The organism is Desulfopila aestuarii DSM 18488, assembly GCF_900143695.1.
GTDB lineage: Bacteria > Desulfobacterota > Desulfobulbia > Desulfobulbales > Desulfocapsaceae > Desulfopila > Desulfopila aestuarii.
In genome coordinates, this window is the sequence record NZ_FRFE01000026.1 from 44,513 (window position 1) to 68,166 (window position 23,654).

General features: G+C 46.5%; 15 protein-coding genes. All 15 read left to right on the plus strand.

From position 1 onward, the window contains the following. Positions 1-170: 170 nt before the first annotated feature. Entirely contained in the window at positions 171-1,043 is an 873-nt protein-coding gene (locus BUF15_RS20110) for a hypothetical protein (protein WP_200802435.1), read from the plus strand. A gap of 320 nt (positions 1,044-1,363) precedes the next feature. Next, entirely contained in the window at positions 1,364-2,029 is a 666-nt protein-coding gene (locus BUF15_RS20115; RefSeq protein WP_073615512.1) for a GntR family transcriptional regulator, read from the plus strand. 315 nt (positions 2,030-2,344) lie between these two features. Further along, entirely contained in the window at positions 2,345-2,770 is a 426-nt protein-coding gene (gene tnpA / locus BUF15_RS20120; RefSeq protein ID WP_073615513.1) for an IS200/IS605 family transposase, read from the plus strand. 417 nt (positions 2,771-3,187) lie between these two features. After that, entirely contained in the window at positions 3,188-3,340 is a 153-nt protein-coding gene (locus tag BUF15_RS27845; protein WP_234981231.1) for a hypothetical protein, read from the plus strand. 230 nt (positions 3,341-3,570) lie between these two features. Beyond that, the gene (ltrA, locus tag BUF15_RS20130) at positions 3,571-4,890 is read left to right on the plus strand and encodes a group II intron reverse transcriptase/maturase (RefSeq protein WP_073615527.1); all 1,320 of its coding nucleotides are present in this window, start codon (positions 3,571-3,573) and stop codon (positions 4,888-4,890) included. 917 nt (positions 4,891-5,807) lie between these two features. Further along, a complete protein-coding gene (locus BUF15_RS20135; RefSeq protein WP_073615515.1) occupies positions 5,808-6,383 on the plus strand; it encodes a response regulator in 576 nt (191 codons plus the stop codon). Continuing rightward, positions 6,370-11,310, plus strand: a complete 4,941-nt coding sequence (locus BUF15_RS20140; protein WP_159441340.1) for an MASE3 domain-containing protein — start codon at positions 6,370-6,372, stop codon at positions 11,308-11,310. Before BUF15_RS20135 ends, BUF15_RS20140 begins: the two co-directional genes overlap by 14 nt. A gap of 61 nt (positions 11,311-11,371) precedes the next feature. Further along, the gene (locus BUF15_RS20145; protein WP_073615517.1) at positions 11,372-15,274 is read left to right on the plus strand and encodes a response regulator; all 3,903 of its coding nucleotides are present in this window, start codon (positions 11,372-11,374) and stop codon (positions 15,272-15,274) included. 21 nt (positions 15,275-15,295) lie between these two features. After that, positions 15,296-16,477, plus strand: a complete 1,182-nt coding sequence (locus tag BUF15_RS20150; protein WP_073615518.1) for a response regulator — start codon at positions 15,296-15,298, stop codon at positions 16,475-16,477. Between the two features lie 38 nt (positions 16,478-16,515). Next, positions 16,516-17,514 carry a response regulator gene (locus tag BUF15_RS20155; RefSeq protein WP_073615519.1) on the plus strand — a complete coding sequence of 333 codons (999 nt, stop codon included), beginning with the start codon at positions 16,516-16,518 and terminating at the stop codon, positions 17,512-17,514. Positions 17,515-17,535: 21 nt separating this feature from the next. Beyond that, the gene (locus BUF15_RS20160; protein ID WP_073615520.1) at positions 17,536-18,405 is read left to right on the plus strand and encodes a transporter substrate-binding domain-containing protein; all 870 of its coding nucleotides are present in this window, start codon (positions 17,536-17,538) and stop codon (positions 18,403-18,405) included. A 10-nt stretch (positions 18,406-18,415) separates the two neighbouring features. Further along, positions 18,416-21,607, plus strand: coding sequence for a PAS domain S-box protein (locus tag BUF15_RS28245; RefSeq protein ID WP_073615521.1), 3,192 nt, complete (start codon positions 18,416-18,418; stop codon positions 21,605-21,607). 149 nt (positions 21,608-21,756) lie between these two features. Then, entirely contained in the window at positions 21,757-22,464 is a 708-nt protein-coding gene (locus BUF15_RS20170; protein WP_073615522.1) for a response regulator, read from the plus strand. Positions 22,465-22,570: 106 nt separating this feature from the next. Next, positions 22,571-23,383, plus strand: a complete 813-nt coding sequence (locus BUF15_RS20175) for a hypothetical protein (RefSeq protein ID WP_143170802.1) — start codon at positions 22,571-22,573, stop codon at positions 23,381-23,383. 42 nt (positions 23,384-23,425) lie between these two features. Beyond that, on the plus strand, positions 23,426-23,654 hold a 229-nt coding region (tnpA, locus tag BUF15_RS26885), incomplete at its 3' end, for an IS66 family insertion sequence element accessory protein TnpA (RefSeq protein ID WP_327021844.1).

Sequence of the window (23,654 nt, forward strand, 5' to 3'; positions counted from 1 at the left end):
CCGGCACAGTGACCGTAAAAACCCAGGACGGCGGTACTGGGACAGCAAGGGCAAGGAGGGGAATAACACCGTATGAAGCAACTCTCGCTCGACTTGTTATAGGGCTCGACGCCGTCTACAGCCAGAGCGCTGCCTTTGCCGCTTTCGGACGGATCTATGGCCAGGGATGCTTGGAACTTCCTGTAGCTCTTCAGACAGCCACTTGTCTCGCTGTAATTGACACCTTTGAAAAACGGTACCGGGAATCTGTTTTCACCTGTCCAGAAGGAATGGCAGGCAAGGTTGGCATGTGTATCGGCTCTGTTTTAGAAATAGATGAGATACCTGTATCTGTCATGGCAGTATTAAACGCCAATGAGGGAGGGTTAGGCCCTGATGAGGATCTTGAAGGCAATATAATGCTCGGCGAGAAAGGCGCGTTGATGAAGAAACTTGGCCTAGACCAAGTTCCAACGATCATTCTCGAAAGTAAAGCGTACGTACCAGCAGTTTGCAGGGGGCTGGAAGAAAATGCATTGTGGATAAGGATCAACAAGGATGTAGACAACAGGGTTGTTTACGATGCTCTGGTTCGGGGATGTAAGGAAGCGAATTTCAATTATATCAAAACAGATACAGCGTACAATCGAGGAACCGGTGAAATTGCATCAGCAACCAGAGAACTCGGCAAAAGGATTGCAGGCCTTGGCAATGCCCTGGTAGGTGCAGAAATGGCCAGGGATAAGGTCCGGATAATAGGTGAACTTGCGCTATTGGTTAGTGAAGATGCCGGTGGAGTTACCTACATGTCCTCAAAGCTTCATGATCAAGTTGGTGGTGGTGGAATTATGCCTGGGAGCTCTGCTGTCCTCTCAATGGTGATTTCCGAAACAGCGATTCGCATCTGGAAAATTCCTGCATTCACTGCACAGGATTCTGATATGTATCTCTCGGTTCTGGAAAAAGCTCTACCGATTCTTGCTGAAAATGTTGAGGAGGCATGTGACGAATTCAAGGCAAGATGCAGTTTTAAAGAAACAGACTTTACCTTTTTGTTGAAATAAAACGAATGTCCTGATTTAGTAGGAAAATTTCCTCTTTTGTGTTGTACAGCGTACCGCTTTCGATTCTGGGTTCGGATGTAAAAAACTACTTTCTGCTCCACACCATTTACAAGTGTTCATTTATTGATTAACGCTGTTTGGTGCGGTTGTGGTTTAATGTGATTAGAGAAATTTCATCCTCCGGATCCCTTCGCTACCACATTGTGCCGATTTCTCATATCCATATATGAGCAATATAGGCTATTACTGCTCCGTAGAATATCCATTGATTATAGTGCAAATTTCCCCCCTAAGTATTTTCCCTGAAAAGGAATATTAATTTGGATTTCAAAAAGCAGACATACACAGATCATGTAGTCACCTATATTAAACAGTCTATTCTTGACGGTACCTATAAGCCAGGATCCAAGGTGAAAGAGCTCGTCATTGCAAAAAAACTGTCGATAAGCAGAGCACCAATCCGGGAGGCCTTGCAAATTCTCATAAAAGAAGGGTTGGTTGTATGGACTCCTCAAAAAGGGAAATTCATAACAAAGCTTGATCCCAAACAAATCCGTGATAGTTATTTCACCGGTGGCATATTGGAAGCAGCAGCTGTTTGCTCAGTGATACAGAAATATACGGCAAGAGACATCAAAAGTTTGGAGGAACTGGCAGAGAAAATGAGGCTGGTTGCAGAGAATGGTGAGCCTATAGAAACGCTTGCTCCCCTGGATGATAAGTTTCACCAAATTCTCTTCTCCCGGATCGACAACGAGTTGCTCCTTGAATTCTGCAGAAGAGCATGCCAAGGAATTTCTAAATTTCTTCTCTTTAGATACTGGATTCAGCTCTATTCGGTGGAGGAAGTATACTGGAGACACAAAAATATTGTCGATAGTTTGAGAAAAGGGGATGTCTACGAGTTGGAAGGGTGCATTAGAAATCATTACCTGGATGCGGGTAAGCGAATGTCGGAAATTTGCCGGCGAGAAACTGAAAAATGATTTTTTAGTTTTGTATTTCTCTCGTCATTTTGATCCATTGAAGGGGGATAAAAAGAGGTGCCTGTTACCCGCACAGTACCACATTTGTTATTAGATTTTGATGAATTACTTAAAAAGGCAAGCGAGTTAGAAGCTCTCGCCACCCTTATAAGAAAAGTGCTGGATGGAGAAAAACGAGAAGTATAACATCAGCATCACCAGCAATTTCTACAACTATTGGAATAGTGTATTTTTTTATTGTTCCTGCAAAAGGTTAAAACCCCCGCCTTTCAGGCGGGTAACATTCTGCTAGTCGTTGGCTTATAATCAATAAGCATGAACTATCGCCAAGGAAGTCATACAAAATACAAGATTGAATACCACTTTGTTTGGGTGACGAAATACCGATACCATGTTTTGGAAGGCGATTTGGCCTTGCGTGTCCGAGAGCTTGTACGGCAAACCTGTGAATGTTTTGAGATCCAGATTTTGCGTGGTGTTGTGAGCAAAGATCATGTGCACATATTGGTCTCATCGCCTCCAGACATTTCTCCATCCGACATAATGCGGAGGATTAAAGGTCGTGTGTCCCAGAAGGTATTCGAAGAGTTCCCCCATTTGAAGAAACGTTACTGGGGGCGTCATTTTTGGGCGCGAGGCTACTTCTGTGTGACATCTGGGGAGCTCACCAAAGAGATGATTCAAGAGTATTTGTCTCATCACTTTGAAAAGGACCCCAATGACCAGTTTGATATCGAGTAGACCGGCTTTGCCGGTGTTGCTGGACTTTCAGTCCGCGCCGTTAAACCCACCGACTTAAAGTCGGTGGTTGTTTGTTTGCCCGGCATGGCGGGCAAACCCAGCCTGCGATACGCAGGCGTCACCCCGACCAGGGGGAAGACAATCCGAATCGCAAGGGCGTTGCTGGTAACGGCAGGGTCTGAAGGAAGCGATAGGAAGTAAGCGGTACATAGTGTAAACGAACCTGATTCAGCGGTGCGGGAGGGTAAGCGTCCAAACTAGCGTGAAGCCCGATACCTGGTCAGTCCCGTAACGTGTTTGAGGATGCGATCGCTCACAGGGGGTTCGCCTTAACCGGGGAAGCCTTGTACCCCGCCCTCAGATGTCGAGGAGAGAGAGGCACAAGAGGCAACTCAAGGCCGATCGAAGAGGTGCAAGGTGGCAGATGAACCCGTAGTAGTGTTGAAGTTCTGGCCTGTGAAAGCTGGTAACAGTGTGGAGGGCAAAACCGGAACGACCCGGTACTCGAGTTTCTGGGGGCTGGTATGCGTCAAAAGCCGTATCAGTTGCGAAGGGGTGAAGTTCATTTAAAAGGGCCTTGAATGGCTGCATGTCCAGGGTGTTGAACACAAACTGTCCGACGGGACAGGGCACATTATCGGCGGTGTACCGTGACAGGGAGTCTGCTGATTTTGGCCGTTCATCGGAGTAGGGCTGGCAGATATCGTACATTGCCGGAAGGCTAGAAGGCGATGCCACCAGCGTGAAGATTCGAAATGATCTTGGAACCGGCAGCAGACGAGGATCCGCAGGACAGCGAGATGGCGAGGATCTGGTATAGCCTATACGGGAGATTGCTTAGCAAAGGTGCACTGCGCGCGGCGTTTTTCAAGGTAAAGTCCGCGAATGGAGCTTCCGGTATAGACGGCCAGTCCGTCAGAGACTTTGCCGGCTCCCTCGATGCCGATCTGGACCTTCTCCTGACGGAACTGCGAGAGAAGAGCTACCGACCCCAACCGGTGCGGAGGGTGGAGATACCCAAGGCGAACGGCGGGGTCAGACTGCTCGGCATTCCCGCGGTCCGTGACCGTGTAGTGCAGCAGGCTCTGCTGGATATTCTTCAACCGATATTTGATCCTGACTTTCATCCATCAAGCTACGGCTATCGTCCCGGTCGGAGCTGCCACCAGGCGATCAGCAAGGCAACGATGCTCATACGCAAATATGAGAGGAAGTGGGTTGTGGATATGGACCTGTCGAAATGCTTTGACACGTTGGATCATGGCCTTATCCTTGGTTCAATAGCCAGGCGAATCAAGGACGGATCGATATTGGAGCTGTTACGGAAGGTATTGAAAAGCGGAGTGATGACGAATGAGGGGTGGCAGGCAAGCGAAGTCGGCAGTCCGCAAGGCGGAGTGATCAGCCCGCTGATAGCCAACATCTATCTTGATGCGTTTGACCAGTTCATGAAAGAGCGGGGTCACAGGATAGTTCGCTACGCCGATGATATCCTCATTCTCTGCAGATCGAAGAGTGCAGCCTGTAACGCACTTGGGCAGGCCAGCCGTTATCTTGAGGACGAGCTGCTTCTTACCGTGAACCGCGAAAAGACCCATATCTGCAATAGCTTGAAAGGTGTTACATTTCTTGGTGTATCGATTCATTCTACGTACACCCGGATTCAAGAGGCAAAGATATGGGTGTTCAAGGAGAAGGTGAGAGCTCTGACCAGGCGAAACGGGGGCAGGAATGTAGACGAAGTAATTGACGTTCTCAATCCTGTGCTCCGTGGTTTTGCCTTTTACTTCAGGATAGCAGACTGCAAGAAGGTGTTGCGGGATTTGTCGAGCTGGGTACGAAGAAGAATCCGGGCCATCCAGATGAAGCTCTGGAAGAGACCGGGGCGACTTCATCGCCGGCTTCGCCAGCTTGGCTACAAGGGTGAGTTCATTGATATCAAGATGAATTCATGGGCGAATGCTGCCTGCCCCTTGGCTCACTATGCACTGCCGAACAGGTATCTCCACAAGGAGCTGTGGTTATTCGATCTATCTGCTGTTCAAACCGGGATTCTTGTTCCCGATAGGAATGTAAATGGACAGGAGCCGTATACGAGGCCCGTACGTACGGTTCTGTGAGAGGGATGAGGTGAGAGTAATTAGCTCACCTCACCCTACTCGATAGTTTCTGTTCTTTCCAGCGTAGCTTCTATTTTTTCCGCCTCCAACAGTGATGAATAGTACTCTGTGCGAGAATGATAGCATGGGTAAGGTTAACCAGAGGCCCCCTACTATTACCCTGAAAAAATGCAATCTCACCTATCATAGTTTGATGGATAAAATTGTTTTCCACCAGCTGCAATCTCGTCATTTTTTTGCGCAAAGAGGATAACGATTGACACCACAAAATGATACCCTGGTTAAGCTTTCTCTCATATTTTCATGGAGAAATGTTCTGAAAATACTTAGCTGTAGCGGACCGCAATTATAAACACCCGGACCCGCAATCAACTTACTTCTGGGCCCACAATCAATGAAAATAAGAATAGGCCTCGATCCACATTAATCGAGAATATGACCGGCGACTCTTCTCTTAACCGTGGTCTTCATCATCTCGAACAGTATCTCTTTCTGCGCCTCCTCGTATGGCGGGTTAAGAAAATTGAGACTGTAAATCCTCCAATCTTCTTTGACCGAGCCAAAGTTTTTCAAGGACCGACGTGGTCCAAGGTTGGTGATGGTGATGAATAGTCACGGTTACGGGCACCCTGAAAAACAGGTTTCTGCTCTGTGTGCCATTGCATCAGCAAGACAAATGCACTCCTAGCCCCAAATAAGGGAAAGAACTTTTCCGCAGTACGTTCGAATCTGCCGCCCCCACCCAGATTGATTAACTACTTATTTTACCAATAAATCATCTTCTTTTGTCACAAGGCCATGCCACAGCTAGAGACCAAAAAAATGTTGTATTTGTCGAATATGTTATATACGATGATAATGGTGTAAATGTTTACGCATCGCTAACAATAAATTGTGACACCCTGAGAACAACAAAGATGATCCAGGAAAGAGATTTTTATACAATCCCACAGGCAGCAAGGATTTGCGGTGTAGATCGAACCACCATGTGGAGCTGGGTGAAGTCTGGAAGCGTGGAGGCACTGGTGACACCGGGAGGGCACCATCGGATTTTACAGTGTGAAATAGACAAGCTCCTAAAAAAAGCACAGGCACTTCCTGAAAAGAAATCCAGAGCTAGAACGGTGTTGGTCGTGGATGATGAGCCTCTCGTCCTCAAAACCTTCACAAGACTTTTGAAACGTAAGAATTACCAGGTTGAGACCGCTTCGGATGGGTTCCAGGCAGGTATGAAGGTGGTGCAGTTGAAGCCTGACCTGGTGGTGTTGGATCTTTTTATGCCAGGTATTGATGGTTTTGAGGTGTGCCGCACTATCAAAACCAACCCAGAGCTAAAATCTATCTTGGTTATTGCCATGACAGGGCAAGACTCACCTGAGAATGAATCGCGTATTCTGGGCGAAGGGGCTGACTTTTATGTCACCAAAACGGCGAACTCCAGGCAGATATTGGATCTTATTGACTCATCCTTTGAGGTTAATGATGAATCTTGAGATAATTGACGTAGATGAATGTCAATCTGGCAGGCTCTCTTCCCGCAGTAACGGGGAAAATTCAAACCGAGCTGTAATTGAGCAGAAAAATATCTGGTTTTCTCTTTTCTGGCTAGGAATACTGACATTTATTCTTTTGGCGGTATATTGGACGGACAGAAGCAATTATCTTCTTTTCCACTCATTCGCTGAGTTGGTCTCCATCAGCGTGGCATGGTCTGTGGGCCTGGTGGTATGGAACACTAGACAGTTTCTCTCTGATGACTCGCTTCCACTTCTTGGTATAGCCTATCTTTTTATAGGCGTTGTCGATCTGCTACATACCCTCGCATATAAAGGAATGGGGGTATTCCCGGAAGCCGGTGCGGACCTGCCAACTCAACTCTGGATTGCCGGGCGTTATCTTGAAAGCCTCAGTCTGTTGATGTTTGCCATTTTCATCGGCAGATCGCTCCGGATGAACGTCATATTGTCCGTTTATGTTGTTATCACCAGCTTAATGCTCTCGTCGATTTTCTACATTGGTGTATTTCCACACTGTTTTGTTGAGGGAACCGGGCTGACACCCTTTAAAAAGATCAGTGAATATTTCATCAGCTTGATTCTCGTTGTGTCGGCAGGCTTCTTGTGGCGAAAACGATCTGCTCTCAACCGAGTAGTCCTATGGCTAATGATGTTTTCCATCGGACTGACAGTTATAGCTGAGCTGGCGTTTACCTTTTACATTAGCGTATTTGGTCTTTCTAATCTGATCGGGCATTATTTCAAAATCATCTCAACTTGTCTAGTGTATCTGGCGTTGATACAAAAAGGGCTCAGGCAACCGTATGCAACACTCTTTCGTAATCTGGCTCACTCTGAACAGAAATTCCGGGTTGCCTATGATCATAGTCCATTGATGATGGGGATAATATCTCAGGATAAAGGCACCTGGATAGATGTGAACATGGCCTTTGCAGAAGCGACAGGGTATGCGCGACAGGAAGTGATTGGGAGTACCACCGAGGGTATTCCTCTTTTTTCAAAAGAGGATATCCAACATATTCAACACCTTTGCCTGAACGGGGATAAAGGGGAAAATATTGAGATTCAACTGCACACAAATAATGGCCACCAGCGAACAATCCTCCTGAATGGTGAAAAAATAGAAATCGACACCGTGCCTCACCTGCTCATAATGATGCAGGATATCACTGAGCAGAAGAAAACAGAGACCGAGCGGAAAATAAGTCTTGATCTGTTGAAGATTATCAACGAGCAGGCTGATGTGCATCAGCTTGTTCGTGATGTGTGCAGGAAGCTGGCGGAATGGGCGGATATGGAGGCAGTGGGAATTCGCCTGAAAGATGGGGAAGATTACCCGTATTATGAATGGTGTGGATTTCCTAATGCGTTTATTGAAGCTGAAAAGAGCTTGTGCTCAGTAGACTCCAGAGGAGATACAATCCGTGATGAGGCTGGTAATCCGGTGCTTGAATGTATGTGCGGCAACATCCTCCTGGGCCGATACAACCCTGAACTGCCATTTTTCACTGACAACGGCAGCTTCTTTACCAACAGTACGAGCGCACTGCTTGCCTCGACAAGTGAAAAGGACCGTCAAGCCAGAACCCGCAACCGCTGCCATGGAGAAGGCTATGAGTCGGTAGCTCTTATCCCTTTGCGTTTTGGTAATGAAGTCATAGGACTGCTGCAGCTGAACGACAATCGTAAGGAAAGATTCTCCAAAGCATCGATTAAGTTTTTCGAGCAGCTGGCAGGTAATCTGGCGATTGCCCTCAAGGAGCGTAAAGACGTCGAGATAATCGGCCAGGAGCGCTCTCTTATGAAATTAATCCTGTCTGCAGCTTCTCAAATTTTCATACTCAAAGATACCGAAGGCAGGTATCAGATGGTCAACCAGGCGTTCTGCCAGTACATCGGTAAGTCAGAGGATCAAATCATTGGCCAGAAGAATGATGAACTGTACCCGCCTGAGACAGCGAAGAGATTCAACCGGGAGGACGAGGAAACCATAGCCAACGGAAAAACATTGACCTTTGACAGAAGGCACGGAGATGACTGGTTTCTTGTCACAAAGACTCCCGTCTATGGGGGCGATGAGGGGATAGTCGGCATATTGGTCTCAATGAAAAATATAAGCGATCGGAAGCGCACGGAAAAGTTGCTCAGCTCCCGTTTGCTGCTCAGTGAGTTTGCCAATAACAATTCTCTAGAGGCACTCTTGCAAAAAACCCTGGATGAGGCGGAAATCCTGACCGACAGCAAGATCGGCTTCTTCCATCATATTTCGGAGCAGGAATCGCTGATAAGCCTTCAGCAGTGGTCTTCACAAACAAAAACAGGCATCTGCTCAGTTAACCTGACTGATCTTCATTACCCGGTGGAGCAGGCTGGCATTTGGGCGGACAGCATACGCCTTCGCAAGCCTCTGATATATAATGACTATGAAAATATATCCAATACAAGGGGGCTGCCGAAGGGGCATGTTCCTGTCACACGCATTTTAACCGTTCCTGTTTTTTCAGGCGACACCATAGTGGCAATGCTCGGTGTCGGCAACAAGCAATTAGACTATAGCGAATGCGATATCGAACAGGTCAGCACACTGGCAAATATGGCTTGGGATATCGTCACAAGAAAAAGAGCAGAAGAGTCACTCCAGAAATCGGCGAGAGAGGTCGAAAGGATGATGGATAATCTGCCCGGTATGGTATACCGCTGCGCCAACAATGAAGAGTGGATCTGGGAGTTCGTGAGTAACGGATCTCTGAGTCTCACGGGCTACGAACCAGAAGAGCTTACTGGTAATAATGGAGGGTTCTACGCAGATCTGATTGAGCCTGAATATAGGCAGGATATATGGAACAAGGTCCAGTCTGCGGCAGCAGCAAATGCTCCTTATGAGATTGAATACCCCATCCGACACAGGGACGGGACTGTCCGATGGCTATGGGAGAGGGGCCAGATGGTCAACCGTGACGGAAAACAGCCTTCTTGTTTTGAGGGGTTCATAGCTGACATAACAGATAAGAGAAAGATCAGGGAGCAGATTACTATGCAGGCCAGAGTACTGGCCCAGATTTCTGATAGTGTAACCATAACTGAACTGAATGGAAATATCATTGATGTCAATGTGGCCCAGGCTCGTGCAATGAAGCGGTCGCGGGAGTGGTTCATTGGCAAGAACATATCAGTTTTTGATCTGCCTCTAAAAACTAGCCCCTCCCAGGAAGAGATTCTCCAAAACACTATCGGCAAAGGTTCGTGGCACGGAGAAGTAGTTAACATCGCCTCAGATGGAAGTTTGCTATACCTTGATTTACGCACCAACGTAATCCAGGACGATAACGGTAAAGTAATTGCTTTGTGCGGTGTGGCGACAGACCTTACAAAAGCAAGGAAACGCGAGGCAGAACTGCGCAGGCTGGTTTTGGCTATTGACCAGGCTGCTGAGATTATCATGATCACCGACGACAAAGGGCGAATCGAGTATGTCAACCCCAGCTTTTCTCTGGCGTCTGGATATTCAAAGGAAGAGATAATCGGAGAAAACCCGAGAATATTCAAGAGCGGGAAGCATGATGACCAATTTTACAACGAGATGTGGGAAGACCTGAATGCGGGACGTATTTGGCAAGGACGAATAACAAACAAGAAGAAAGACGGCTCGCTGTATATCCAAGAGGGAACAATCAGTCCGGTAAAAGATGAAAAGGAAAGGATCGTAAACTTCGTCGCCGTGATGCGTGACATAACAGAGATGCTTGATATGGAAGATCGCTTTCTGCAAGCTCAGCGACTTGAGGCGATAGGCACGCTTGCCGGAGGAATTGCCCATGATTTTAACAATATACTTTTCCCAATAATAGGAGCTGCAGAGATTCTCCATGAAGATCTCCCCCAAGGAAGTTCGCTGCATAGTTACGTAACAGGGATAATGGATTCAGCTTTACGGGCAGCAGATCTGGTCAAACAGATTCTGACGTTCAGTCGTCAGGGTGAGCTCAAACTGAAGCCAGTGAAAGTTCAGATCATCGTCAAGGAGGTAGTCAAGCTTATGAGGGCAACACTGCCCAGCACCATTAATATTAGAGAAACCGTTCATAAAGAATGTCCACTGATTATGGCAGATGCTACCCAGATCCACCAGGTGGTCATGAATCTGGTTACTAACGCCTTCCATGCCATGGAAAAAAACGGGGGAAGACTCACCATTCTCCTCGATTCATTGCAGGTCAATGAGGATCTCGCAGACAGGTTGGAAGTGAAGGCGGGGCGTTACGTCTGTCTGACCGTAACCGACACCGGCGAAGGGATTGACGAGAAGGCCCTTCCTCGCATCTTTGATCCATATTTTACCACCAAAGCTGAAGGAAAAGGGACCGGGCTGGGGTTGTCTGTGTCGCACGGTATCGTCAGAAAATTTGGGGGGGCCATTGATGTAGAGAGCAAAAAAGGTGGCGGCTCGACCTTCAGGGTTTATTTCCCAATTTCAAATTATGGTGAGCAGGCTTTACTGCAGTTCCCTGATGAAAAACTCCAGGGCGGCAGCGAGCGGATCTTGCTGGTCGATGATGAAGTTTCGATCGTCAAACTCGTCAACTCAATGCTTACCAGACTTGGTTATCGCGTCACGTCCCGAACGTCCAGCATCGAGGCGCTTGAGTTGTACCTGGCAAATCCGCAGCAATATGATCTGGTTCTCACTGATCTTACCATGCCGAATATGACGGGAGAAAGGCTGGCCGCAGAAATCAAACGCGTGCGGCCAAGTTTACCCGTCGTTGTCTTTACCGGTTTCAGTGAGAAAATGGATGATGAAAAAAGCCAGCTTATGGGGGTAAACGGCTATCTGTTGAAGCCAGTTTTGAAAAAAGATCTGGCACAAATCCTGCGGCAAATACTTGACAGCCCGACGGGGTGAGGGAATATACGCCAAGCTGAGCGAGATGAATAGATTTTAATAACAGACCGGATACTTCCCAATGACCATATGCCATCTGCAGCGAGATAGCTCAGAAACCAGACATGCGATACTCATAGTCGACGATGAGGCAGATTTTATTGCAACATCACGACGTATGCTGAAAAACGAGCCCTACAGGCTGATTACCGCCACCAGTGGGAAGGAGGCACTTGAACTTCTCCAAAAACACCGCATCGATCTCGTTGTCTGTGATTGCTTAATGCCGGAGATGGATGGTGTGACTCTGCTTTCCATAATTCAGAAAAGGTATGGCCGCATCATTACCGTAATGCTTACTGCCGCCGTTGATATCAACATTGCTGTAGAAGCAGTAAACACTGCGGGGGTGTACAAGTTTTTCACCAAGCCGGTTGAATGGTGTGGATTTAAAATCATGCTCCGGAGGGCGCTGGAGTCACGAGACCTGCTAATAGAAAAAAAAAGCTTCGTAGCACTGCGCGAGAGGGCTGAACGACGTTTAAAAATAACGGAAAGCAAGATTGAAGCGATGAGCGAAGCGATCCACGATGCCATGATTATGATCGACGATACATCGAAAATTTTGTTCTGGAATACCGCCGCTGAGAAAATGTTCGGGATAAGCGCAGATAAAGCTGCCGGTAAAGATATTCATGAGCTGTTGTTGCCAAGTAAAACAGAAAGAACACAAGTTCAAGTTAGGTTGAAACGCTTCAAAGACACAGGGGAAGGGCACATAATCGGAGGGGTTCATGAGTTCACTGCTGCCCGTTCGGATGGGACCACCTTCGCCGCAGAGGTTGCAGTATCGGCATTTCAGATAGAGAAACAGTGGTACTTAGTGGGCACAATTCGCGACATCACCCGCAGGAAGCAGATAGAATCTCACATTCAAAGAACAAAACATGAGCTTCAACAGATTCTTGATACAGCTCAAGTCGGGATACTGGTTACACATGAAGATAGTGTGATTTTGCAATGCAACGACATGGCAGCGCAGATGCTGGGGTTTACTTCCGCTCTTAAAATGAAAAGCTTGAGCTTGCTTGATCTGCTTATGGAAAACGAAAAATGGGACACCTCTGTTGCGCAATTTCAAGAAGCCATCAAATACGGTCAGATTACGATGATGGAGGTGCCTCTGAGACACAGGACTGGCGATGTAGTCTGGTGCACAGTCTCTGCGAAAGCAGAAAGGACGGTTTTCTGTGGGGCGCATGAGCACAAAATTATCTGGACCATCAGTGATGTCTCTGAACTTAGGAGGAATAAAGAAATAGCCGAAAATTGCACCAGGGTGCGTTCAGAGTTTCTTGCAAAGATGAGCCATGAAATTCGTACCCCTCTGACCACGATCATGGGCTTTAACGGGCTGGTATTGCAGACAGAATTGACGGAACAACAATATAACTATCTAAGTAAATCCTCTGATGCCGCCGAGAGTCTATTGAACATTGTCAACGATATACTTGATTTTTCTAAAATAGATGCGGGTAAGCTGGATCTTGAGATTGTGCCTTTCAGGCTTGATGAGGTGCTTGGTAAGCTCAGCAATGTAATCTCTCTCAAAGCAGAAAGAAAAGGGCTGAAGATTATTTTTGAGATTGCACCTTCAATACCGGCCTCGTTAGTCGGTGATCCTTTACGGATCGGCCAGGTACTTCTTAATCTTGTCAACAATGCCATAAAGTTTACCGAAAAAGGGGAGATATCCATCGCGGCAACAACCCATATCTGTTCAGACCATGAAGTTTTACTCGAGTTTTCAGTTAAGGATACTGGAATTGGTATGAACAGAGACCAATTGGAAAGACTTTTTAAACCATTTTTACAGGCTGACAATTCTACCTCCAGGAAATATGGCGGCACCGGACTCGGACTGGCAATCTGTAAAAATCTGGTTCAGCTTATGGGGGGGGAAATATGGGCGGAAAGCCAGGAGGGAGTTGGCAGCATATTTGCCTTCACGGTCCGACTTGGCTGCAACAACAAAAAATCACCTCATCGGTCTACGCCCAACGTCGATCTAAAAAGCTGCAGAGTTCTGGTGGTGGATGACAATCCGGTCTGCCGAACCATCTTCACCAAGGCGTTTGCATTGTGGGGCGTTCAGGTAGAGACCGCCGGTTCCGGAAGAGAGGCCCTGGAGGTGTTGAAGAGCGCCTCGGTCAATGCCATCCCGTTTCGCTTCGTTATTCTCGATTGGAAAATGCATGACATTAGCGGCGTTGATACAATAAGAGCGATACAGAATGATCCTGAGCTGCGGCCTAGGCCGAAGATTCTGGTGGCAACGGCATACGGGCTTGAGAATGTTAAGCAAGAGGCCAACGGGCTGTTGATTGACGGTTTTCTAGAAAAACCTGTGCAACAGCATGTTCTATATACAGCCTTCAAAGATCTGCTGTCCACAGAGTCTAAAGAAAAAAATGTACGATTGAGTGCCAATCTCCGCCGGAATAGCAGAATTCCTGCCAAACGAACAGTTCTCGTCGTCGATGACGAGCCCCTTGTCCGCGAAACCCTCAAGCGCAGGCTGAGACGTAATGGCTACAATGTACATGAAGCTGCCGACGGCTTTGAAGCGGGAGTGAAGGTCTTGCAGCTCAAGCCAGACCTGGTAGTGCTGGATCTTGCTATGCAACCTATTGATGGTTTTGCTGTGTGCCGCTCCATCAGGAAAAACAATGAGCTGAACCTCACAAAAATTCTCGTTCTCACCGGTAATGACTCACCTGACAATAAATCCCGTGCAAAGCAGCTTGGCGCAGATGGATTTATAATGAAAACAGCTAATTCAGCTACCATCATGCGGTGTATAGAAGAACTTTTTCGAGAACATGACAAAGGAAAAAGTGGCCCCTGTCTCCTTTCCAGACCAGTATGTGGGCTGAGTGGCATTTCAATATTGGTTGTCGAAGATAATGACATAAACCAAGAATTAATAAAGGAGATATTGTTGCGCTCCGGCCTGGTTGTAACGCTTGCCAAAGATGGCCTTGATGCGGTCAGGAAAGTGAACTGCCATTGCTACGATCTTGTTCTCATGGATGTCCTGATGCCGGTACTTGACGGCCTTGCAGCGACCAAGCAAATTAGGGCAAGCGGTAAAAGTAATCAAGACCTCCCGATAATAGCTATGACGGCCGCGGCAATGGTGGGGGACAAAGAAAAATGTCTTGAGGCTGGTATGGATGACTACATTGCCAAACCTGTAAAGCCTTTTGAGTTGATTCAGACAATCAGACGTTGGGTTAAACCAGACCGGAAGGGGAGTGATGCTGTTTCCGTCTCTTCTACTACCCAGCCTGCTCAACCTATACCGAAACTGAAGAAATTTACGCAAGGCCTACATGGGATCTCCTTCAGAAAAGGCTTGGAAATATCATCAGGCAACGAAATGCTTTACAGCAGACTGCTTGAATCGTTTGAACATAAATTTGCTCGAGCTGTGCAAGATATCCGCAAGTCTCTTCGGGCGCAGCGAACTGATGAAGGCGTGCTGAAGGCACATACCCTAAAAAGTGTGGCCGAAAGCTTGGGATGCGACAAGCTTGCATCTGACGCAGCAGAACTGGAGAATCTGCTAAAGAGCGGAGAAAGCGATGTGGCAATGCAGCTAATGAAGGTTGAGGGAAAACTCAAGGAAGTCCTTGATTCTCTCAACCAACTGCATGGCTCAAAGTACCAGGACCATGAATCTGTAGGGAATTTGTATGCTTCAGGCAAGGCAAGAAAAATACTGATGGAAGCCGTATCCCTTATTGATGTTGACTTCTCAAAGGCATTGGACCTTGGAGAGCAATTTCAAGAGATATGTGCGGGAGCGGACGTACGGATAATGGAGAAAACTGCCGAATTTGCAGCGGCACTATACGAGATAGATCATGTTGCAATACGATCGACAGCTGTCGAACTTGATTGTTTGTTAAATGATTTCTGAGAACTTGCCATCAGATTGATTATGAAAACAGAAAAATTGCTCATAGTTGATGACACTGTTGAACATATTCATCTGCTTATGAATATCCTGAAATGCCAATATGCCCTCGTTGCTGCGAAAACAGGTGAACATGCATTTATGCTGGCTTGTTCTGATCCTCAGCCGGACTGCATCCTCCTTGATATTCAGATGCCGGGTATAAGTGGTTTTGAACTTTGCAAAATGCTGAAACATGACATTCGTACCGCTGCGATCCCGATTATATTCATCACTTCCCTGGCAGATGAGGACGACGAGGCGCAGGGGTTATCAATTGGCGCTGCCGATTACATTACCAAGCCTTTCCGACCCGCCATTGTGAGGTCACGGGTTTGGAACCAGCTGAAACTGAAACAGCATCGAGACCATCTCGATAGGCTTGTAATAGAGAGAAGCCGTGAGTTGACCCTTATCAAAGAGATTACCATTGAGACCCTCGCTCATTTGACCGAATACAGGGATCCTGAAACAGGTGGGCATATTCGAAGAACTCAAAATTATGTGCGGCTGCTTGCTGAGGAGGCTTCGAGTCATTCGCGCTATGCGCCCTATCTCACCACTGAACAAATAGATCTTCTTTTCATTTCAGCCCCACTGCACGACATAGGTAAAGTGGCTATCCCTGATACAATATTGTTCAAACCAGATGCTTTATCGAAGGAGCAGTTTGATACCATGAAAAGACACACGGTCTACGGAGGAGATTGCCTGGCCAGAGCCGAGCGGCAGCTGATTCGCTCACCACAGGCTAACCGGGTGGTAGATAGTCTGAAAATCCATGCCGCTTCTGCTGTCAAGGAGGACCGTTCATCGGTTGATTTACAGCAGGTCGAAGGGTCGTTTCTCTCGTTGGCAAAGGATATATGTTACAGCCACCACGAAAAATGGAACGGCTCCGGTTACCCCATGAATCTTTCAGCCGAGGACATCCCTCTTTGTGGCAGGATTATGGCCATAGCCGATGTTTATGACGCTCTGATAAGCAAGAGAGTATATAAACCTCCGTTCACTCACGGTAAGGCGGTGTCAATCATTGCTGCAGAGAAGGGTAAACATTTTGACCCTGTACTGGTTGAAGCGTTTCTAGAGGTTGAAGAACAATTTCGGCTGATTGCACTCGAATTCGTCGATTCCGATGAAGAACAACAGGCGCTTTTGCATTAAAGAATAGATTAAAGAATTCAATTGATAGGAGTTATTTCATGAATACCGTGCTTGTCGTCGATGACAAGAAAGATTTTTTAGACAGCACGCTGCGCGCATTAAGGAAAGAGCCGTACAGGATACTTTCAGCTAGCAACAGCCATAGAGCTTTTCGAATATTGGAGACGGTGAATATTGATCTTGTAGTAAGCGATTATCAGATGCCGGGGGTGAGCGGTATGGATCTACTAAAAAAAATCCGTGTTGAATATCCCCATATAGCGATTGTTGTGTTGACAGGTATCTCAGATGTTCATCTGGCTATAGGGGCCGTCAATATCATCGGTGTAGACGGCTTTCACATCAAACCTGTCAACTACAGTAATTTTAAGACACACCTGTCTCGCATCATGGAATCTTTGAACGCTTCCAGGGATATTGACCATTTACTTCAACACATGAAAGCAATGGACTCGATATTTCAAATGCTTGAGCAACGCAATCCTGGAATCACCAAAAAAAATGAAATTATTTTGAGGGGGCCAATTATGAGACCGGAGCATACCGTCTTAGTCGTTGATGATGAGGTTGACTTTCTGAAAACCATGAGGCGTATATTACGCAAAGAGCCATACAGAGTGCTTACAGCAGAGAATGGCCTAGATGCTCTTCATCTTCTTGAGACGAATGACGTTGATCTGGTGATTAGTGACTACATGATGCCAGAGATGGATGGTTTGAGCATGCTCAGAATAGTTCGTCAAAAATATGCGCATATCGTCACAATAATGCTGACAGCCGCATCAGATCTTGAAGTCGCATTAAAGGCCGTTAACAACGTTGGGGTCTATAAGTATTTTCTTAAACCTGTTGATCCTGACAACCTCAGAGCCGACCTAAGAAGATCTCTCGCCTCACTGGACCTGATTTTGGAACGAGATAATTTAAGAGATCAGTTAAAAAAAGCAGATGCAACACTCTGTTCTTTGGAGCGGGAATATCCTGGGATCACTTCTGTTACAAAGGACTCTGAAGGCTACTACCTGATTGAAGACTAAATTTTATCGAAGGAACCAACCATGAAAAATAAATTTGCCTTACTTCTACTTACTTTTTTTTTAGCTTGTAGCCCAGCAGTTGCCAATGACCTGACGGACATCAAAAAGCGTGGGGTGCTCCGCCATCTTGGAGTTCCATACGCTAACTTTATTGATGGCAGTGGCGGTGGGCTTTCAGTTGAAATGATGCAGCTTTTTGCAAAATATCTCGGGGTGCAATACCAGTATGTGGAAACAACCTGGAGCTCGGTCATTCCTGATCTGGTTGGCCGGAAAGTGATTCCTGACGGAGAAAATGTGATCTTCGGGGATGCAACCCCCATTAAAGGCGATGTCATTGCCAATGGACTGACTATCCTTGACTGGCGCCAAAAAGCAGTAGCTTATTCTCACCCCACCTTTCCTACCCAGGTATGGTTGATCTCCGGCCTGAGTTCCGATTTGAGGCCTATCTCCCCCAGCGGAGATCTCGACAAAGACATAGCTGCTGTCAAGGCTTTGCTGCCAGGGCGTGAGGTCCTCGGCAAGGCAGATACATGTCTGGACCCCAGCTTGTACCGACTTCAAGAGGAAGGTACACAAATACGATTTTTTCCAGGCGGTATGAACGAACTGGCTCCGGCTGTCATAAAAGGTGAGTCTGAGACGGCAATCCTTGATGTTCCCGATGCGCTCGTTGCTCTTGGAAAGTGGCCCGGGCAATTCAAAATTATAGGTCCCCTCTCCCCCCAGCAGCAGATGGGTGTGGCCTTTCGGCCTGACGATATTGAGCTGCTTGAAGCCTTCAATGGTTTCTTTAGAAAGATATCTGAGGACGGCAGGTACCTAAATCTGGTGAAACGCTACTACCCGGATGTATTAGATTACTATCCAGATTTTTTTTCACGATAACGGAAAATGTATGCTGTTTTGGCTCTATCCTTTGGGTAAAGACGGTCAGGTTTTACGCCAGAAGAGTTCCAGGAAAGGTTCTCAGCGGTGGTATACAGCATTTGCTGGTCTGCTGTTGATAGGAATTATAGCATTTCTGCTTGGGCTCAATTACCAGGGGCAGTGGAGATTGCAACAGGAAGCAATGCGGTTTCTACAGGTTGACCTTGCAGCAAGATCGGATGCCATATCCTATTTTGTTATGGAGCGCATGAGTGACATGGAGAAACTGACCTCCAATAGTAATGCTGCCGCAACATTTTTCATCAATAAGTCTCTTGGAATGTCCATGGAATATGGGCTTAGAGGGAGTCTTAATCTTGTCTACAGAGAGTTTGACAGTTTAAGTGAAACCACTGCTTTTGGTGGTGAAGCTATCTGGAGCAGGCTGGTATTGTTTTCAAATGAAGGAAGTCAGATTCTTGAGTCTTTTTCTCCGCAAAAAGATTTAACCCAACGGATTAGAACCTCTGATTCAACAATTCTTCCATGCTTGAGGTCTGTCAGTTTGGAATCTGGCACACCCTCCTCTTTACGGTTTACCTCTCCTGTAATCCGTAATGGGAATCAACTGGGTTGTGTGGCAGGGTGGGTGAACCTGGAAACTCTAAACAGACAATTCCTCCAAACTGAGAAAAACAGCAAAAAAGTAAGCAGCAGCCTCGACAGCATAGTGCTCTACGGAGCTGATGGAGAGGGGGCCTCTTTAGACAGAGGGATTTTCCAGTTGGCCGGAGCATTGATGAGACTAGTGGAAGCTGACAGTACCACATCGGCAGAAAACGCAACCTCAGGCATACGGTTTATGGAAGACAACCTTCCAGGAATTTCTAGAGGAGTTGTTGCCGTTTATCAAGCCGTTACTGGTTTAGACGCCATGCTGATACGTTTTGTCGATCGAAAAAATGTAGATGATGCAGCAAAACCAATGCGATATCTCATAGTCCTCACTATGTTCAGCATGGGGGTGATTGGCGTCATAGTCCTCATTGTACGCTTCAGCACGAAGGCACTAGTTTTTGAGGAACGGCTCGTTGAGGCCAATAGGAAAAAAGATCAAATACAGAGAATCAATACCAACCTTCAAGCGGAAATACAAAGCAGAAAGAAAGCAGAGAACGAGCTAGCACAGGAGAAAGCTTTTCTGCATAGCCTGATCGAAGCGATCCCAGATCCGATTTTCTATATGGATCGACGGCTAAGGTATACGGGGAGCAATCCCGCTTTTCTCAGATTGTTTGCGGGCAGTGAGAATAATCCGGGTGACAACAGTCCCTTCGAAATCTTTGGTAATCAGACGGCAAAGCTCCTAGAGCAACAGTGCCAAGAAATTCTGCTGACCGGAAAAACTGTACAAGATGAGTACTGGGTCGATTTGTATGAAGGTGAGAGTCTCCTTCTAGACGTGAAAATTACTCCACATAAGACAGAAGAGGGGGGTTCTGCAGGGCTAATCTGCATCGGTCGAGATATTACAAGACGAAAACAGATGGAGATAGCTTTAGACTCCCAAAGGGAAAGGCTTGATCTCGTCATTCGCGGCACCCATATAGGTGTATGGGACTGGAACATCCAGACCGGTGAAACGGTTTTCAATGACCGCTGGGCTGAAATTGTCGGCTACACTCTGGATGAACTGACTCCTGTAAGCATCGAAACTTGGCTAGAACTTGCCCATCCAGACGATTTAGAACAAACCAGCCAGCTTCTTGAAAAACACTTCAATGGTGAGTTGGATCTTTATGACTGCGAGTGCCGAATGCGTCATAAAGCTGGGCACTGGGTCTGGGTGCATGACCGAGGTCGGGTCATGGAGTGGACAAAGGATGGTTTGCCATTGCGTATGTCCGGAACCCATAGTGATATATCCTCAAGGAAGGCGGCCGAGGAAAAATTTAAAGAAAGCCAGGAGCGTCTCATCACAGCGATTGAGGCCTTGGATGATGGCTTCGTGCTGTATGACGCTGACGACCGCCTGGTGCTGCACAACAAGAGATACCTGGAGATATACAAAGAATCTGCAGAGTTCATCACCATAGGCGAAAGATTTGAGGACATTCTTCGCAAGGGGCTGGAAAAAGGACAATACGCCGATGCTGTTGGCAGAGAGAAAAAGTGGCTGGCTGAGCGTATGGTGCAACATCTGAGTCCTTCCAGCACCATTGAACAAAAATTGGCTGACGGTACCTGGCTCAGAATATCTGAACGCCGGACACGAGATGGGGGAGTTGTAGGGTTTCGTGTTGATATTACCGATCTGAAAAAAGTCGAGTCTCAATTGCGAGAAATTAATGAAACGCTTGAAGAACGGGTTCAGGATAGAGCCGCCAGGTTAAAGGAAATGCATGCGCAGATGGTCCTCCAGGAAAAGATGGCCTCGGTTGGGCTACTGGCAGCTGGCATGGCTCATGAACTCAATAACCCTATTAATTTTGTCAACGGTAACTTTGTTGCGTTAACCGACTACATAGAAGATATCACAGAAATAATACAAAACTATCGCTCGATTGTCGACAAATCTGCAAGCAGTGGATGGGATGAGAGCCTGGCCATAGTTGTAAGAGAAAAGGAGAAAGAGCTGCAGATTGATTACATATTAGACGATCTTCCGATGCTTTTCGAAGAATCACGAAGAGGATTCGATAGAATAGTCAGAATCATCGACAGCATGAGAGCGTTTTCTCACGTAGATCACACTGGCCAGTTCGTACCTTCTGATATCAACAAGTGCATCCAGGATACCTTGGTCATTGCCAGGAGCTCTTATAAATATTGCGCTGATGTCGACGAAAACCTTGGTGATATACCCCAGGTAGTCTGTCTGCCAGAGCAGCTCAATCAGGTATTTCTAAACCTTATAATAAATGGAGCCCAGGCCATCGAAATGCAGAAACGAAGTGAAAAAGGCAGGATTGAAATCCGAACCTGGCTTGAAAATGCGATGGTCTGCTGCGAAATCTCTGATGACGGACCGGGTGTTCCTGAAGACATTCGCAACCGCATTTTCGAACCCTTCTTCACCACCAAACCACCGGGGAAAGGCACTGGTCTAGGTTTGAGCATTTGCTACGACATAATTGTTGAGAAGCATAAAGGAAAGCTGGCATTAACCTGTCCTCAAAATGGGGGGAGTGTCTTCACGATTCAACTCCCTCCACTTTGAATAAGAGAAAGGGGGCAGATCAGATCAAACAGAACTGCAACTGTGTGGAGTACTATGGGGAGTGCGCACCTGGTCAACTTCAATTTTCTGTACACTGAAAATTAAATTCCCAATATTGATTAATCTTCTATGGTTTATTGAGGTTATACGTGAAAAACATACACATTCTTTTTGTTGACGATGAACAATCAGCTCTTAACAGTCTTTACAGAATTTTAAGAAAATCTCCCTATTCTGTTCATTTCGCTAATAGTGGTCAGGATGCACTCAAAATTATGGAAATGCAACCTGTCCATGTGCTGGTAACCGACATGAAAATGCCCGAAATGGATGGGCTCGCTCTTCTGAGACATGTAAAAAAGAATTATCCTGAAACGGTGCGTCTTGTCCTAAGCGCTTACACCATGACAGCTCAACTGTTGCCGTGTATAAATTCAGGTGAAATTTTCAGGTTCATTACAAAGCCGATGGATAGAGATGAAGTGAATGCAAAACTGAACGAATCGGTAGATTATTATTTGCTTCAGCAGGAGCGGAGAAACAGACTTATCGAGCTTCAATCGGAGAACCAGGAGCTTGCCCTTGCTCTTGAACGAAAAAGGATAATAGAACAAATACAGTCAGATGCAGTTGAGGAGCTCGAGCAGGAATTGACTAGGCGGACACAGTTAACTGGGTTTATATCTCTTTGCTCTGGCTGTAAAAAAGTGAGAACTGAAAAGAATCAATGGCAGGAAATAGAAAAGTATTTGCATAGGAAAATTCCTCAGGTTGACTTCTCCCATGGTATCTGCCCTGACTGTTTCAGACGTTTGTATCCCGATTTTCTTGATACACTCGCGCAAGACAAAGGATAGGATTTTTAACGCGGTAATTGGCGATGACGACGACATCGCAGTTCTCTTCAACGCTGACAGCTGATCTTTTCAACAGATGCTATTCAAACTTTGCTGGGTAAAACTCGTGGGCAAAATTAAGGTATTGCTTCTCGTTTGGATACTTATTTTCGGTTTACTGTGGTCTGATGAAGAAAACACTTTGGCTGGATCAGAGCCAGCAAGAGTGCTTCTAATCAGTTCCTACCACCCTGGATTTCCAACATTTTTCCAACAAGTGAACGGCATCAAATCGGTTTTTACCGAGAAAGGGATTGCCCTTGATGTCGAGTTCATGGACAAAAAACGGTTTTCCGATGATACAATCGAGACCCTCTTCCTAGATTTACTTTCGTATAAACTCAACAGAACAAAACCCTATAATGTGATAATGGCAGCGGACGACGATGCTCTGTTGTTCCTGCTCAAACACAAAGCAAATCTCTTTCCCACTCAGTCTGCAGTATTTTTTGGGGTTAATAATATTGCCAAGGCTAGAGAACTGAATGGTAGACAAGGCATAACCGGGGTGATCGAGGCCGTCTCGATGAAAGAAACGGTAGAGATGATGCTTGATCTCCTTCCAAAAACTAAAACGGTGCTTGTCCTGGTGGATAAGACACCGAGCAGTATAGGTGATTTAAACACATTTCGTGCTCTTTCAAACACATATCCGCAAGTTGTCTTCACAGAACTCTCACTTGGGGATCATTCCTATACGGAATTTGCCGATGCTTTACAAAAAATCGAAGGCGAAACGGCCGTTCTTCTTCTGTCGGCCTATGTCGATAAGGACGGGAATAGGATGCAGTTTAATGACAGTCTTCAACTGATCCTGAATAACCTGCATCAACCACTCTTTCGTAAGCGCTCAACAAACGCCATCTTTTCATATCGTTAACAATCTGTTTCATTGTGGCAAACCAGACCACGGGAGGGCACAATGAAAACAGAGCATAGCAAGAATCGGTCGGCCAAGCAGGAATATTGGCAGGAACACATCCGCTCATGGGAGAGTAGCGGCCTGACGCAATCATCATATTGCCGGGAGAACATGCTCTCTTTGGCGACATTTGGTTACTGGCGTCGAAAGAGCTCATTGAAGGTTTCTCACGAACCGCAACCGCGTTTTTTTCCTCTTGCGGTACAATCCCAGGTCCAGGAAAAGCAGA

Coding starts and splice junctions, on each gene's coding strand:
- tnpA (WP_073615513.1), top strand. CDS start 2,345: ATGAACTATCGCCAAGGAAGTCATACAAAATACAAGATTGAATACCAC.
- ltrA (WP_073615527.1), top strand. CDS start 3,571: ATGGCGAGGATCTGGTATAGCCTATACGGGAGATTGCTTAGCAAAGGT.
- BUF15_RS20135 (WP_073615515.1), top strand. CDS start 5,808: ATGATCCAGGAAAGAGATTTTTATACAATCCCACAGGCAGCAAGGATT.
- BUF15_RS20140 (WP_159441340.1), top strand. CDS start 6,370: ATGATGAATCTTGAGATAATTGACGTAGATGAATGTCAATCTGGCAGG.
- BUF15_RS20145 (WP_073615517.1), top strand. CDS start 11,372: ATGACCATATGCCATCTGCAGCGAGATAGCTCAGAAACCAGACATGCG.
- BUF15_RS20150 (WP_073615518.1), top strand. CDS start 15,296: ATGAAAACAGAAAAATTGCTCATAGTTGATGACACTGTTGAACATATT.
- BUF15_RS20155 (WP_073615519.1), top strand. CDS start 16,516: ATGAATACCGTGCTTGTCGTCGATGACAAGAAAGATTTTTTAGACAGC.
- BUF15_RS20160 (WP_073615520.1), top strand. CDS start 17,536: ATGAAAAATAAATTTGCCTTACTTCTACTTACTTTTTTTTTAGCTTGT.
- BUF15_RS28245 (WP_073615521.1), top strand. CDS start 18,416: ATGCTGTTTTGGCTCTATCCTTTGGGTAAAGACGGTCAGGTTTTACGC.